The following is a 15367-nucleotide window of genomic DNA, read 5'->3' on the forward strand; positions in this document are numbered from 1 at the left end:
TGCCTGAATGACAAAGATTACTCGCCTTTCGCTGCTTTGAACGCTTCAGCCATAGCGTTGTTGGAGAAGTTCGCGTCTTCCTGCTTGTTCACGGTAGCGATAGCGTCTTTTTCTTCCGCTTCGTCTTTCGCACGTACAGACAGGCTCACTACGCGGTTCTTACGATCCACGCCGGTGAATTTCGCTTCAACTTCGTCGCCAACGCTCAGAACCAGAGTTGCGTCTTCAACGCGGTCACGGGATGCTTCAGAAGCACGCAGGTAACCTTCTACGCCGTCAGCCAGTTCTACGGTTGCGCCTTTAGCGTCAACTGCAGTGACTTTACCAACAACGATAGCGCCTTTCTTGTTCAGAGCAACGTAGTTGTTGAACGGATCTTCCGCGAGCTGTTTAACGCCCAGGGAGATACGCTCACGCTCTGCGTCAACCTGCAGAACAACTGCTGCGATTTCGTCGCCTTTTTTGTATTCACGAACTGCTTCTTCGCCTGCAACGTTCCAGGAGATGTCAGACAGGTGAACCAGGCCGTCGATGCCGCCGTCCAGGCCGATGAAGATACCGAAGTCAGTGATAGACTTGATTTTACCTTCAACACGGTCGCCCTTGTTGTGGGTTTCCGCGAACTGCTGCCATGGGTTAGATTTGCACTGCTTCAGACCCAGGGAGATACGACGACGCTCTTCGTCGATATCCAGAACCATCACTTCCACAACATCGCCAACGTTAACAACTTTGGACGGGTGGATGTTTTTGTTGGTCCAATCCATTTCGGAAACGTGAACCAGGCCTTCAACGCCTTCTTCGATTTCAACGAAGCAGCCGTAGTCGGTCAGGTTGGTCACGCGACCGGTCAGTTTGGTACCTTCCGGATAACGTTTAGCGATAGCTACCCACGGATCTTCGCCCAGCTGTTTCAGGCCCAGGGATACACGGGTACGCTCGCGGTCGAACTTCAGCACTTTAACAGTGATTTCGTCGCCAACGTTTACGATTTCGCTCGGATGCTTAACGCGTTTCCAGGCCATATCGGTGATGTGCAGCAGGCCGTCAACGCCGCCCAGATCAACGAATGCACCGTAGTCAGTGAGGTTCTTAACGATACCTTTGACTTCCATGCCTTCCTGCAGGTTTTCCAGCAGCTGATCGCGCTCTGCGCTGTTTTCGGATTCGATAACGGCACGACGAGAAACAACAACGTTGTTACGCTTCTGGTCCAGCTTGATGACTTTGAACTCAAGCTCTTTGCCTTCCAGGTGCAGCGTGTCGCGCACCGGACGAACGTCTACCAGGGAACCCGGCAGGAACGCACGAATACCGTTCAGCTCAACAGTGAAGCCACCTTTAACTTTGCCGTTGATAACACCGGTAACAGTTTCAGCGTCTTCGTAAGCTTTTTCCAGCGTGATCCAAGCTTCGTGACGTTTAGCTTTCTCACGGGACAGCAGAGTTTCACCGAAGCCGTCTTCTACTGCATCCAGAGCAACGTCAACTTCGTCACCAACCTGGATTTCCAGCTCGCCCTGGGCGTTTTTGAACTGCTCAGCCGGGATGGCGGACTCAGATTTCAGACCGGCGTCAACCAGTACTACGTCTTTGTCGATAGCAACAACAACACCACGAACGATGGAACCCGGGCGGGTTTCGATTTCTTTTAAGGATTCTTCAAACAGTTGAGCAAAAGATTCAGTCATGTTTAATCTTCAGGTTAATATTAACGTCCACCTGGCTCCGTGCCGGATGGGGTTGTTTCACATACCCGCTGACCATCCATTGCCGCGGGGTACTGCTATAATTCGGAGGCTTCGGCGCGCTACCGGTTAAGGCTCACGCAACGGCCAATTTTTCGCGCGCATATTGTAGCGCTTTTTCAATCACTTGCTCAATGTTTAGTTCTGTTGAATCGAGAACTAATGCATCGGCAGCCGGGACAAGCGGCGCCACGGCGCGATTTCGGTCGCGATCGTCACGCTCTTTTATCTCGGACAAAAGACGTTCAAAGTTAACATCAAAGCCCTTTTCCTGCAACTGCCGCATGCGGCGATGCGCCCGCTCATCGGCCGAGGCATCGAGGAAAATTTTCACCGGCGCGTCCGGGAAAACCACCGTGCCCATATCGCGCCCGTCGGCGATGAGCCCCGGCAGTTCACGGAAAGCACGCTGGCGGCGCAGCAGCGCTTCGCGAACGCGGGGGAAAGCGGCCACTTTCGAGGCGGCATTGGCGACCTCCTGAGTGCGAATTTCGCCGCTGACATCTTCCCCTTCCAGCACCACTTCCAGGGTGCCGTCAGTAGAAATAAAGCGCACGTCAAGATGGGCCGCCAGGGGCACCAGCGCCTCTTCGGACTCTACGTCAACATGATGATGCAGCGCCGCCAGCGCCAGAACGCGGTAGATCGCGCCTGAATCTAACAGATGCCAGCCCAGCGCTTCCGCCATTGCCTTGCACAACGTACCTTTACCCGCACCGCCAGGCCCATCAATGGTGATTACCGGAATATTCGCCGTCATCTTTTTCTCCTTCAGCAAGGCGCATGGAATATAAACGCCGCGCATTATACGCATCAATACGCCGGAAAGTGAGCATTGCTTGTAAATTACGGACTACAGGAAATGAAAAGCAGAAGTTTTGCGCAATTATAGCGGGCTGACAGGACATCAGCCCGCGGGATGACAAAGTTTTACTCAGGCGAGGGTACTGATCCGCGCCAGTTGCTCAAAATAGTCCGGGAACGTTTTGGCCGTACATTTGGGATCAAGGATGATCACCGGCGTATCAGACAGCGCCACCAGCGAGAAGCACATCGCCATCCGGTGGTCGTTATAGGTGCCGATTTCAGCATATTTCAACTTTGCCGGCGGGGTGATGCGAATATAATCTTCACCCTCTTCCACCTCGGCGCCTACTTTACGCAACTCGGTCGCCATGGCGAACAGACGGTCCGTCTCTTTGACCCGCCAGTTGTAGATATTGCGCAGCGTAGTGGTCCCTTGCGCGAACAGCGCGGCGGTGGCGATGGTCATCGCCGCGTCCGGGATATGGTTCATATCCATATCGATAGCCTTGAGCTCGCCGCGGGTGCAGGCGATAAAATCGTCGCCCCAGGTCACGGTAGCGCCCATTTTCTCCAGGACGTCGGCGAAACGGATATCGCCCTGCACACTGCCGCGGCCGATACCGGTGACTTTTACCGTGCCGCCCTTAATGGCGCCAGCGGCGAGGAAATACGAGGCCGAGGAAGCATCGCCTTCCACCAGGTAATCCCCTGGCGACTGATACTGCTGCTTGCCGCGCACCACAAAACGCTGATAAGACTGATTGTCCACCTCAACGCCGAAGGTTTTCATCAGGTGCAGCGTAATGTCGATATAGGGTTTCGACACCAGATCGCCCTTAATGGCGATCACGGTATCCTGCGGCGCCAGCGGCGCGGTCATCAGCAGCGCGGTCAGGAACTGACTGGAGACGCTGCCGTCAACCTCGACGTTCCCGCCCTGAAAACCGCCGCGCAGGCGTAGCGGTGGATAATTTTCCTGCTCAAGATAGTCGATCTGAGCGCCGCCCTGACGCAGGGCATCCACCAGATGGCCGATCGGGCGCTCTTTCATCCGCGGTTCGCCGGTCAGCACAATATCGTTGCTGCCAAGGCACAGGGCCGCCGCCAGCGGACGCATCGCGGTTCCGGCGTTGCCGAGGAACAGCTCCAGCGCCGCAGCAGCGCGCAGCGGGCCGCCGTTGCCGGTCACTTCGCAGCGGGTGCGGTCGGCAGACAGGGTATATTGAACCCCCAGCGCACTCAGGGCATTCAGCATATGGCGCACATCGTCGCTGTCCAGCAGGTTGGTCAGCACCGTCGTGCCGCGGGCCAGAGCGGCCAGCAGCAGCGCGCGGTTGGAGACGCTTTTCGAACCTGGCAGGTTCACGGTGCCCTCTACGCGTGCGATGGGTTGTAACGTCAGGGATTCCATCAAACTTCACTCTCAAACAAACAGAATAAAAACCCCGCAGACAGGCCGCGGGGAGGAAGAAAGAAACAGGCGATTAACCGTGGCGGCGTTCGAAGTCCAGCATAAAGTCGGTTAACGCCTTCACGCCGTCCAGCGGCATCGCATTGTAGATGGAGGCGCGCATGCCGCCCACCACGCGGTGGCCCTTCAGCGCGTGCAGCCCGGCGGCAAACGACTCTTCGAGGAACAGTTTGTCCAGTGCGCTGTCCGCCAGCTGGAACGGCACGTTCATGCGTGAGCGGTTGGCTTGCGCCACATCGTTACGGTAGAACCCGCTGTTATCGATAACGCCATAAAGCAGTTCGGCTTTCTGCTGGTTGATTTTATCCATCGCAGCGACGCCGCCCTGCTGTTTCAGCCACTTAAACACCAGACCAGCCAGATACCAGGCGAACGTCGGCGGCGTGTTAAACATCGAGTCGTTCTCGCTTAACACGGTGTAGTCGAGGATCGACGGACAGGCCACGCTGGCTTTGCCCAGCAGATCTTCACGCACGATGACCAGCGTCAGCCCTGCCGGGCCAATATTTTTCTGCGCGCCGGCGTAGATTACACCGAAGCGGTTGACGTCAATTTCGCGGGACAGAATGGTGGAGGAGAAATCAGCAGCGACGATGACGTCGTCGCCGAAATTCGGCGTATCATCAATCGCGATACCGTCAATGGTTTCGTTCGGGCAGTAATGCAGATAGGCCGCGCCCGGCGTCAGCTGCCACTCGCTCATCGGCGTAACAGCTCGCTTGCCATCGACAGTGATTTTCGCGTCGATGACGTTAGGCGCGCAGTATTTCTTCGCCTCTTTGACCGCGCTGGCGGCCCAGTAGCCGGCGTCCACATAGTCAGAGACGTTTTTATCGCCGAGGATGTTCAGCGGGATCCCCGCGAACTGGCCGCGGCCGCCGCCGTGGCAGAACAAAACTTTATAGTTGGAAGGGATATTCAGCAGAGAGCGGAAGTCCTGTTCTGCCTCTTCTGCCACCTGGATAAACTCCTTACCACGGTGACTGATCTCCATGACCGACGTACCCAGACCGTGCCAGTCGCACAGTTCTTGCTGAGCCAGTTTGAGTACTTCCGCCGGCAGCATTGCCGGGCCCGAACTGAAGTTATAGACCTGAGCCATTTCCCCTCACCACGTTGCTATGTTGTTTTGCCCGCGAACCGCCGCGGGCATAAGTTATTCCTGTGGCTATCGGTTTTATCATTCAGTGACACGGTCCGCAATGGCTAAAACTCGCCGACGGTAAAACGCGGCCACCGTCACACAACAGAATCTATCGGCTTGACGTAATAAAACCGACATATTTGCTGTCAGGTGAGTCGTTTCGCTCGGCTGGCCTTCGACCATTCTGCATTTGCGCAGCGGGAACATATTCGCTTTTCTCCCGCCTGCATCGCCATCACGATGCTGCAGCGTACGCAGGCATAGATCCCCTCCTGCGGAATCGTGGTGTAACGCGCAGTACAGTGGGTAGGCAGGATAGACAACCCCGCTCTGACCTCTTCATCCGGATAATAAAACACGCTGATCTGCCCGTTGGTTTCAAGGATCGCCAGCCGGACCTGGCCAAGCTGCTCGACGCTGTTGACCCGCAGCTCCATAAAGAATTCGAATTCGGTCATGTTTTCCGCATGCAGCTTCTCCCACGCCAACTGCCCCTCCTCGACCACCACGATAGGTTTACCTTCCAGGAGATCCTCCAGCTTTTCGCTGTGCCCCATCAGCCACATGATGCCGCGATACAGCAGCGCCAGCGTGATGAAGACCACCAGCACCGGCAGTAGCGGTACATCGTCATAAAACGCCACGTCCCCTGCCGCCGAACCGAGGGTCAGAATAATCAACACCTCGAACAGCGACATCTGCCGCACGCCGCGCCGTCCGGTAATCTTGAGGAAAATAAAGACCAGAACGAAGGTATAGAGGCTGCGCAACGCCACCTCGGCAAGAAACTCCACCGGCACTTTATCGAGCGCCATCCGCTGCCAGTCAAAGGCTTTCATCTATCATCTCCCTGTGGGTCATAAGTTGCCTCTAAGCATAGCCAGATGATGGAGATAGCACCTGTCAGATAAAAGCCGTATCATTGCGCGCTTTCCGTACGACAAAAGTGATCGCCATGACCCAAACGTTTATTCCCGGCAAAGATGCCGCCCTGGAAGATTCCATCGCTCGCTTCCAGCAGAAATTGCTCGACCTCGGATTTGATATCGAAGAGGCCTCGTGGCTGAACCCGGTGCCGCACGTGTGGTCCGTTCACATTCGCGATAAAGAATGCGCGCTGTGCTTTACCAATGGTAAAGGCGCCACCAAAAAGGCAGCCCTGGCCTCCGCGCTGGGCGAATATTTCGAGCGCCTGTCCACCAACTATTTCTTCGCCGACTTCTGGTTAGGCGACACTATCGCTAATGGCCCGTTTGTTCACTACCCGAACGAAAAGTGGTTCCCGCTGACCGAAAACGACGATGTCCCGGAAGGTCTGCTGGATGCCCGTCTGCTCGCGTTCTACGATCCGGACGATCAGCTGACCGCCAGCATGCTGGTGGATCTGCAGTCGGGGAACGATGAGCGCGGCGTATGCGGCCTGCCCTTTACCCGCCAGTCCGACGGCGAAACCGTCTATATTCCGATGAATATCGTTGGCAACTTGTACGTATCCAACGGTATGTCTGCAGGGAATACCCCGAATGAAGCACGTGTGCAGGGCCTGTCAGAGGTCTTTGAACGTCACATAAAAAACCGCATCATCGCAGAGAGCATCAGCCTGCCGGAGATCCCGGCGGAAGTCATGGCGCGCTATCCTGGCGTCGTGGAGTCGATCGCAAAACTTGAAGCCGAAGGCTTCCCGATTTTCGCCTACGATGGTTCGCTGGGCGGCAAATACCCGGTTATCTGCGTCGTGCTGTTTAACCCGACTAACGGCACCTGCTTCGCTTCCTTTGGCGCCCACCCGGACTTCGGCGTGGCGCTGGAGCGTACCGTCACAGAACTGCTGCAGGGTCGCAGCCTGAAAGACCTTGATGTCTTTACGCCGCCGACCTTTGATGACGAAGAAGTCGCCGAGCACGCGAACCTCGAAACCCACTTCATCGACTCCAGCGGCCTGATCTCCTGGGATATGTTCAAGCAGGATGCCGACTATCCGTTCGTTGACTGGAGTTTCTCCGGCACCACCGAAGAAGAGTTCGCCACCCTGATGGCCATCTTCAAGGCCGAAGATAAAGAAGTGTACATTGCCGACTACGAGCATCTGGGCGTTTACGCCTGCCGTATCATCGTTCCGGGCATGTCGGATATTTATCCGGCAGAAGACCTGTGGCTGGCAAACAACAGCATGGGCGCCCATCTGCGGGACACCATTCTGTCTCTGCCGGGCAGCGAGTGGGAAAAAGAAGATTATCTGGCGCTCATCGAACAAATGGATGACGAAGGCCTGGATGATTTCACCCGCGTTCGCGAACTGCTGGGCCTTGCCACCGGGAAAGACAACGGCTGGTATACCCTGCGCGTCGGCGAGCTGAAAGCGATGCTGGCCCTGGCTGGCGGCGATCTGGAACAGGCGCTGATCTGGACCGAATGGACCATGGAATTCAATGCCTCTGTCTTCAGCCCTGAGCGCGCAAACTACTATCGCTGCCTGCAGACCCTGCTGCTGCTGAGCCAGGAAGAGGAGCGTCAGCCGCTGCAGTATCTGAACGCCTTCATCCGTATGTATGGCGCCGATGCGGTCGAAGCCGCCAGCGCTGCGCTGAGCGGCGAAGCCCCGTTCTATGGCCTTCAGGCTGTCGACAGCGATCTGCAAGCCTTCCCGGCTCATCAGTCGCTGCTGAAAGCGTATGAAAAGCTGCAGCGGGCGAAAGCGGCGTTCTGGGCAAAATAAGCCCCCATACGCCAACATGCTTGCCAACAACGGAGCCCGATGCGGCTCCGTTATTTTAACCTGGCGAGGGAGCCACTATAGTTTGTAGTTGTAAAGTTAATTAATAGTAAATATCGCACTTATATCATTTACCAATTGTTAATTTAAAATAAAATACTCCATTTTAATTAACTCAAATACTGGGGCAAAAACGAAAAAATTCAACATAACTTATAAATTTTAAAATTTATTTTCCATAAAAAATTCAAATAGTTAAGCATCAAACAAGCAAAAACCACACACTAAAAAGGCATATAGTTCCGGTGAGATATGATCTATATCAATTTCCCTTCTATAATGCTTTGTTAGTATCTCACCGCCAACTTATATAAAGAGAGAGTTAGTGTGAAAGCTGACAACCCTTTTGATCTTTTGCTCCCTGCCGCGATGGCGAAAGTCGCCGAAGAAGCAGGTGTCTATAAAGCAACGAAGCATCCGATGAAGACCTTTTATCTGGCGATCACCGCTGGCGTTTTCATCTCCATCGCTTTCGTATTCTATATCACCGCGACCACCGGCACTGCCGCGATGCCTTTTGGGATTGCCAAGCTTATCGGTGGGGTCTGTTTTTCCCTGGGTCTGATTCTGTGCGTTATCTGCGGCGCTGACCTCTTTACCTCTACTGTGCTGATCGTGGTGGCGAAAGCCAGCGGTCGAATCACCTGGGGGCAACTGGCAAAAAACTGGCTCAACGTCTATTTTGGTAACCTGGTGGGCGCACTGCTGTTTGTGCTGCTGATGTGGTTATCAGGCGAATATATGACTGCCAACGGCGGTTGGGGGCTAAACGTCCTGCAGACCGCTGACCACAAATTGCACCATACTTTTGTGGAGGCCGTGAGCCTGGGTATCCTCGCTAACCTGATGGTTTGTCTCGCCGTATGGATGAGCTATTCCGGTCGTAGCCTGATGGATAAAGCGATGATCATGGTCCTGCCGGTAGCGATGTTTGTTGCCAGCGGCTTTGAGCACAGCATCGCCAACATGTTTATGATCCCGATGGGTATCGTAATCCGCAATTTTGCGAGCCCGGAATTCTGGACCGCTATCGGTTCAACTCCGGAAAGTTTCTCACACTTGACCGTTATGAACTTCATCACTGATAACCTGATTCCGGTGACTATCGGAAACATTATCGGCGGAGGTTTGCTGGTCGGGTTGACATACTGGGTCATTTACCTGCGTGGCAACGACCATCACTAAGGGTTGTTTCAGGCAGTAAATAAAAAATCCACTTAAGAAGGTAGGTGTTACATGTCCGAGCTTAATGAAAAGTTAGCCACAGCCTGGGAAGGTTTTGCGAAAGGTGACTGGCAGAATGAAGTCAACGTCCGTGACTTTATTCAGAAAAACTACACCCCATATGAAGGCGACGAATCCTTCCTGGCTGGCGCAACTGAAGCGACCACCAAGCTGTGGGACACCGTAATGGAAGGTGTAAAACAGGAAAACCGCACTCACGCGCCTGTTGATTTTGACACTGCCCTGGCTTCCACCATCACCTCTCACGACGCTGGCTATATCGAGAAAGGTCTGGAAAAAATCGTTGGTCTGCAGACCGAAGCGCCGCTGAAACGTGCGATCATCCCGTTCGGTGGTATTAAAATGGTTGAAGGTTCCTGCAAAGCGTACAATCGCGAGCTGGATCCGATGCTGAAAAAAATCTTTACCGAGTACCGTAAAACCCACAACCAGGGCGTATTTGATGTTTACACCAAAGACATCCTGAACTGCCGTAAATCCGGCGTGCTGACCGGTCTGCCGGATGCTTACGGCCGCGGTCGTATCATCGGTGACTACCGTCGCGTTGCGCTGTACGGTATCGACTTCCTGATGAAAGACAAATACGCTCAGTTCCAGTCTCTGCAAGAAAAACTGGAAAGCGGCGAAGATCTGGAAGCGACCATCCGTCTGCGTGAAGAGATCTCTGAACAACACCGTGCACTGGGTCAGATCAAAGAGATGGCGGCTAAATATGGCTACGACATCTCCGGTCCGGCAACGACTGCTCAGGAAGCTATCCAGTGGACCTACTTCGGTTACCTGGCTGCCGTGAAATCTCAGAACGGCGCAGCAATGTCCTTCGGTCGTACCTCCAGCTTCCTGGATATCTACATCGAACGTGACCTGCAGGCCGGTAAAATCACCGAGCAAGACGCGCAGGAAATGGTTGACCACCTGGTCATGAAACTGCGTATGGTTCGCTTCCTGCGTACCCCGGAATATGATGAACTGTTCTCCGGCGACCCGATTTGGGCAACAGAATCCATCGGCGGTATGGGTGTTGACGGCCGTACTCTGGTCACCAAAAACAGCTTCCGCTTCCTGAACACCCTGTACACCATGGGGCCGTCTCCGGAGCCGAACATTACTATCCTGTGGTCTGAAAAACTGCCACTGAGCTTCAAGAAATTCGCGGCTAAAGTGTCCATCGATACCTCTTCTCTGCAGTATGAGAACGATGACCTGATGCGTCCGGACTTCAACAACGACGACTACGCTATCGCATGCTGCGTAAGCCCGATGGTTGTTGGTAAGCAAATGCAGTTCTTCGGTGCTCGTGCTAACCTCGCGAAAACCATGCTGTACGCTATCAACGGCGGCGTGGATGAAAAACTGAAAATGCAGGTAGGTCCGAAATCTGAACCGATCAAAGGCGACGTCCTGAACTTCGACGAAGTCATGGATCGCATGGATCACTTCATGGACTGGCTGGCGAAACAGTATGTCACCGCGCTGAACATCATCCACTACATGCACGACAAGTACAGCTACGAAGCCTCTCTGATGGCGCTGCACGACCGTGACGTTATCCGCACCATGGCGTGTGGTATCGCTGGTCTGTCCGTTGCTGCTGACTCCCTGTCTGCTATCAAATATGCGAAAGTTAAACCGATTCGTGACGAAGACGGTCTGGCTATCGACTTCGAAATCGAAGGCGAATACCCGCAGTTTGGTAACAACGATGCTCGCGTCGATGACATGGCCGTTGACCTGGTTGAACGTTTCATGAAGAAAATTCAGAAACTGCACACCTACCGCAACGCTATCCCGACTCAGTCTGTTCTGACCATCACCTCTAACGTGGTATATGGTAAGAAAACCGGTAACACCCCAGACGGTCGTCGCGCTGGCGCGCCGTTCGGACCAGGTGCTAACCCGATGCACGGTCGTGACCAGAAAGGTGCTGTTGCCTCACTGACTTCCGTTGCTAAACTGCCGTTTGCTTACGCGAAAGATGGTATCTCTTACACCTTCTCTATCGTGCCGAACGCGCTGGGTAAAGATGACGAAGTTCGTAAGACCAACCTGGCCGGTCTGATGGATGGTTACTTCCACCACGAAGCGTCCATCGAAGGTGGCCAGCACCTGAACGTGAACGTCATGAACCGCGAAATGCTGCTCGACGCGATGGAAAACCCGGAAAAATATCCGCAGCTGACCATCCGCGTATCTGGCTACGCCGTACGTTTTAACTCCCTGACCAAAGAACAGCAGCAGGACGTTATTACCCGTACCTTCACTCAGACCATGTAATTCCCAGTCTGACTGAAAAAGCGTACAATAAAGGCCCCACATCAGTGGGGCCTTTTTAACAAGTGATCCCCGCCCCAGCCTGCTTTGCCAGTTATCTATACTTTGGGTACCTGTCAAAACAGACTCGACGCAGCCGCTGAGCTGTGCACCAACACGGCCCCGGATGGGCCACATCTGGAGAAAACACCGCAATGTCAGTTATTGGTCGCATTCACTCCTTTGAATCCTGTGGCACCGTTGATGGCCCGGGCATCCGCTTTATTACCTTTTTCCAGGGCTGCCTGATGCGCTGCCTGTACTGCCATAACCGTGACACCTGGGATACCCACGGCGGCAAAGAAATCACCGTTGAAGAGTTAATGAAAGAGGTAGTGACCTATCGTCACTTTATGAATGCCTCCGGCGGCGGCGTCACGGCATCAGGCGGCGAAGCGATCCTGCAGGCGGAGTTTGTTCGCGACTGGTTCCGCGCCTGTAAAAAGGAAGGTATTCATACCTGTCTCGATACCAACGGCTTTGTCCGTCGCTACGATCCGGTTATCGACGAACTGCTGGAGGTGACTGACCTGGTCATGCTGGATCTTAAGCAGATGAACGATGAGATCCACCAGAACCTGGTCGGCGTTTCCAACCACCGCACCCTTGAGTTTGCCCAGTATCTGGCGAAAAAGAATATCAATGTCTGGATCCGCTACGTCGTGGTTCCGGGCTGGTCAGACGATGATGACTCCGCGCACCGCCTGGGCGAATTTACCCGCGATATGGGCAACGTCGAGAAAATTGAACTGCTGCCCTACCATGAGCTGGGCAAACACAAATGGGTAGCGATGGGCGAAGAGTACAAGCTGGACGGCGTTCATCCGCCGAAAAAAGAGACCATGGAGCGGGTGAAAGGCATTCTTGAGCAGTATGGTCACAAGGTGATGTACTAAGAGCCTCATCAGGGTCGGTGGTGCGCTTACGCCAGCCCGAAGCGACACTGGAAATCATTCCAGCCCCGCCGTTGATCCTCATGAAAAGCGCAATGCCGTCTCTCTGCAGTGGAAAACATGCGATAGAAACAGATGACGTGCAGCCTTCGCTGCACGTCAGAATGGTTATGCGTGCGCCACCGGCGTCGGATGATGCCCGGCTTTACGCAGCAGGGTCAGCAGATAGATAAACGACACGCTGGCGATCATGATAAACAGCAGATTGTCTGAGAAATTCTGCATCAGCATTGCTGTCAGGGTCGGGCCCAGCAGACTGCCGATGGTATAACTCATCAGCAGCGCCTGATTCATCGCCACCAGTTGGTGATGTTCGACTTTTTCGCAGGCCCAGGCCATCGCCACCGGATACAGCGTGAAACCGGATGCCCCAAGCACAAACAGCGCCGGGGCCATTGCCGCCTGACTCAGCATCGCCATACAGCCCAGAATGACCACAAAGACCTGCACCCGCAGCACCAGCAGACGGCCATAGCGGTCAGCCAGGCGCCCTACCGGCCACTGGCCGAGGATCCCCGCGCTCACCATCACCGCCATCCAGAAGCCAATGCCGGCGTCGCTCACACCCTGATGGTTCAGCCACAGCGGCATCAGGCCATACAGCGAACCGAGGACAATCCCCGAGATAATACAGCCATTGACCCCGTGGCGCGCCTGGCGCAGCTTCAGCATTGGCCAGATACGTACCGTTTCGTGCGGCTCTTCAGCCTGTCCCATAATACGGGTGAACAGCAGCGGCAGGATCGCCGCCAGCGCCAGGCCAGTCACCCACGGCAGGACGCTCATTAAATCGGTAGGTAACTTACTGACCATCAGCTGGCCCAGTACGGTACCGACATAATAGACCATCATGTACGCCGCCAGCAGACGGCCGCGGCTGCGGGAAGTCCCGCTGCAGACCAGCGCGCTTTCCACCACCACCCAAATCATCGCGCAGCCTACGCCGGCGATAAACCGCCAGCTCAGCCACGTCCAGAAGCCAACGGTGATCCCCAGCCCTACGCAGCCGACGGCGAAAATTAACGACGCGAGATAATAGCTGCGGTTAAACCCAAGGCGCTTAATCACCCAACCAGCCAGCAACGTACCGGCCAGATTGCCGGTAAAATAGGATGACCCCACCATGCCGACCTGCCAGGTTGGCATATTTTCATGGGCGAGCCAGAGCGGGACGAGCGTATTCAGCACCGCTATCGCCAGGGTCAATAAAAGCAGGCCACAGAGCAGCATTTGCACTGGCCGGGTGTAGATGGTCATGGGTAAAAAACCGTGAGGAATGTTCAGATCGCGAGCGCATCATGCCACCGCTAAAAACATTGTCAATCCACCTGAAATCAGGCGTGATGCGGTTTTGCAGGCTACGATAGAAGTTTTTTATCCACAGAATGGGTAAAGGTGAGGCAACAGATAATACACTGTTGTTTTTCTTAATTTATTAATAAATGTCGACGTTGATTTCAGTTGAAAAATTTCATCTATCGACAGCACGTTTTCATCATGCCGGCGTATGACCGCCGGCATGATGACGCCGATTAACTGGCGATAGCCATCCCCACGGTCATATGCAGACCATAGAATACGCCGCGGCCAATCATCTCTCCCGCCAGCACCAGAACAAACGCCAGGCTAAGCAGCGAGACCGCCGGCTTGCGGCCGCGGATCTGCGGCACGCACCAGCAGGCCAGGGCCAGCGCCAGCAGCACCATACGCCAGGCCATAAGCAACCCGTAATCCGGCACCAGAGCGGAGGCCTGCTGGATTGAACTGCGGATAGTGGCGAGTTCACTCCCCTGCATCAGGACCACGACAATACTCGCCAGCAGCGCCAACAAAGTAACCACCGGCAGCAAGCGCAGCGCCCAACCGTCAACGCCTGCCACGCGCAGCAGCAGGTAGCCCAGCAGCGGACCGCCGATAAACAGCGTCAGGAAGAAGCTCAGCGGCGTCCAGACGGTGTACCAGGTCGGCACCGTGTCGATAGTGTTGTATACCCGCACCATCATCCAGACGAAGATCACGCCCAGCACCATGGTGACTATCAGCCACAGGCTACGCAGGCCGGCAGGCAGTTTTTTACACACGGCCAGTAGCCAGCCAATCCCGCCGACGGCGAAGAAGATCGCCCCGCTGGCTATCTCATTACTCAGCGACGAGGCTCCCACGCGATTCAGCGAGTTAAAGGCCCGTAGCGGCGAACCGAGGTGCATTGTCGAGGCGATAAACCCGATCCCCATCAATACCCACAGGCCAAACATACTCCCAACCACGCGCTGCTCCTGCTCGCGAGAAAGATTGCCCGTCATCAGCGCCAGGGCCATGACGATAAACCCGCCCGCGACGCACTGGCCGAAGACAGTAAAGATCATCAGCGGCCATTCATGCCATCCGTTTCCCATCTCACACCTCCTTCGGATTCGCCAGGTAACCGGTGGTATCGCCACACGGCCGGGCATTGGCGTTAGGTTTAATAACGATACTCGGCCTGGTAAAGTGCGCCGACGGCAGCGGGGCTACCGCGGCCAGCTGGCCATGCTTAGCGCGCAGCTCGGCAATCGGCCCGAAATCAAGCGCCCGCAGCGGGCAGGACTCGACGCAGATCGGCTTTTTCCCCTCGGCGACGCGCTCATGGCAACCGTCGCACTTGGTCATGTGGCCCTTGTCGGCGTTGTACTGCGGGGCGCCGTACGGGCAGGCCATATGGCAGTAACGGCAGCCAATGCATACCTCTTCGTTGACCACAACAAAACCATCTTCACGCTTGTGCATTGCCCCGCTCGGACAGACCTTGGTGCAGGCCGGATCTTCGCAGTGGTTACAGGCGATGGAGAGGTAATAAGCAAAAACGTTCTGATTCCAGACACCGTTATCCTCCTGCCAGTCGCCACCGGCATACTCATAGATGCGGCGGAAGCTGAC

12 protein-coding genes are annotated in these 15367 nt (G+C 55.0%); 4 read left to right on the plus strand and 8 right to left on the minus strand.

Features of this window, described 5'->3' with window-relative positions:
• Positions 1 to 17: 17 nt before the first annotated feature.
• The 5 genes from rpsA to HMPREF3096_RS27260 form a co-directional block, all read right to left on the minus strand.
• Positions 18 to 1691, minus strand: coding sequence for a 30S ribosomal protein S1 (rpsA, locus tag HMPREF3096_RS27240; RefSeq protein ID WP_002898162.1), 1674 nt, complete (start codon positions 1689 to 1691; stop codon positions 18 to 20).
• 133 nt (positions 1692 to 1824) lie between these two features.
• Positions 1825 to 2508 (minus strand): (d)CMP kinase, encoded by a 684-nt coding sequence (gene cmk, locus HMPREF3096_RS27245; RefSeq protein WP_012542319.1) that lies wholly within the window; start codon positions 2506 to 2508, stop codon positions 1825 to 1827.
• A gap of 174 nt (positions 2509 to 2682) precedes the next feature.
• Positions 2683 to 3966, minus strand: coding sequence for a 3-phosphoshikimate 1-carboxyvinyltransferase (gene aroA, locus HMPREF3096_RS27250; protein ID WP_032729872.1), 1284 nt, complete (start codon positions 3964 to 3966; stop codon positions 2683 to 2685).
• A gap of 73 nt (positions 3967 to 4039) precedes the next feature.
• Positions 4040 to 5128, minus strand: coding sequence for a 3-phosphoserine/phosphohydroxythreonine transaminase (serC, locus tag HMPREF3096_RS27255; RefSeq protein ID WP_032729870.1), 1089 nt, complete (start codon positions 5126 to 5128; stop codon positions 4040 to 4042).
• A gap of 188 nt (positions 5129 to 5316) precedes the next feature.
• Positions 5317 to 6009 (minus strand): DUF421 domain-containing protein, encoded by a 693-nt coding sequence (locus HMPREF3096_RS27260; protein WP_012542321.1) that lies wholly within the window; start codon positions 6007 to 6009, stop codon positions 5317 to 5319.
• 116 nt (positions 6010 to 6125) lie between these two features.
• On the opposite strand from HMPREF3096_RS27260, the gene ycaO reads away from it, so the two are divergent.
• The 4 genes from ycaO to pflA all read left to right on the plus strand — a co-directional run bounded on the left by ycaO (position 6126) and on the right by pflA (position 12394).
• Positions 6126 to 7886, plus strand: coding sequence for a 30S ribosomal protein S12 methylthiotransferase accessory factor YcaO (gene ycaO / locus HMPREF3096_RS27265; RefSeq protein WP_012968619.1), 1761 nt, complete (start codon positions 6126 to 6128; stop codon positions 7884 to 7886).
• Between the two features lie 384 nt (positions 7887 to 8270).
• Positions 8271 to 9128 (plus strand): formate transporter FocA, encoded by an 858-nt coding sequence (gene focA, locus HMPREF3096_RS27270; RefSeq protein ID WP_008805853.1) that lies wholly within the window; start codon positions 8271 to 8273, stop codon positions 9126 to 9128.
• A 51-nt stretch (positions 9129 to 9179) separates the two neighbouring features.
• A complete protein-coding gene (pflB, locus tag HMPREF3096_RS27275; protein WP_008805852.1) occupies positions 9180 to 11462 on the plus strand; it encodes a formate C-acetyltransferase in 2283 nt (760 codons plus the stop codon).
• 191 nt (positions 11463 to 11653) lie between these two features.
• Positions 11654 to 12394 carry a pyruvate formate lyase 1-activating protein gene (pflA, locus tag HMPREF3096_RS27280; RefSeq protein ID WP_002898145.1) on the plus strand — a complete coding sequence of 247 codons (741 nt, stop codon included), beginning with the start codon at positions 11654 to 11656 and terminating at the stop codon, positions 12392 to 12394.
• Between the two features lie 165 nt (positions 12395 to 12559).
• Here pflA and HMPREF3096_RS27285 read toward each other — a convergent pair whose 3' ends face one another.
• From HMPREF3096_RS27285 to HMPREF3096_RS27295, 3 genes are all read right to left on the minus strand, one after another.
• Entirely contained in the window at positions 12560 to 13708 is a 1149-nt protein-coding gene (locus tag HMPREF3096_RS27285) for an MFS transporter (RefSeq protein ID WP_008805851.1), read from the minus strand.
• Positions 13709 to 13983: 275 nt separating this feature from the next.
• Entirely contained in the window at positions 13984 to 14847 is an 864-nt protein-coding gene (locus tag HMPREF3096_RS27290; protein ID WP_022066091.1) for a dimethyl sulfoxide reductase anchor subunit family protein, read from the minus strand.
• Between the two features lies 1 nt (position 14848).
• The coding region (locus tag HMPREF3096_RS27295; protein WP_228704813.1) for a 4Fe-4S dicluster domain-containing protein at positions 14849 to 15367 on the minus strand (519 nt) is incomplete at its 5' end.

The sequence above is a fragment of the Klebsiella sp. HMSC25G12 genome, assembly GCF_001807705.1.
Taxonomy (GTDB): Bacteria; Pseudomonadota; Gammaproteobacteria; order Enterobacterales; family Enterobacteriaceae; genus Klebsiella; species Klebsiella variicola.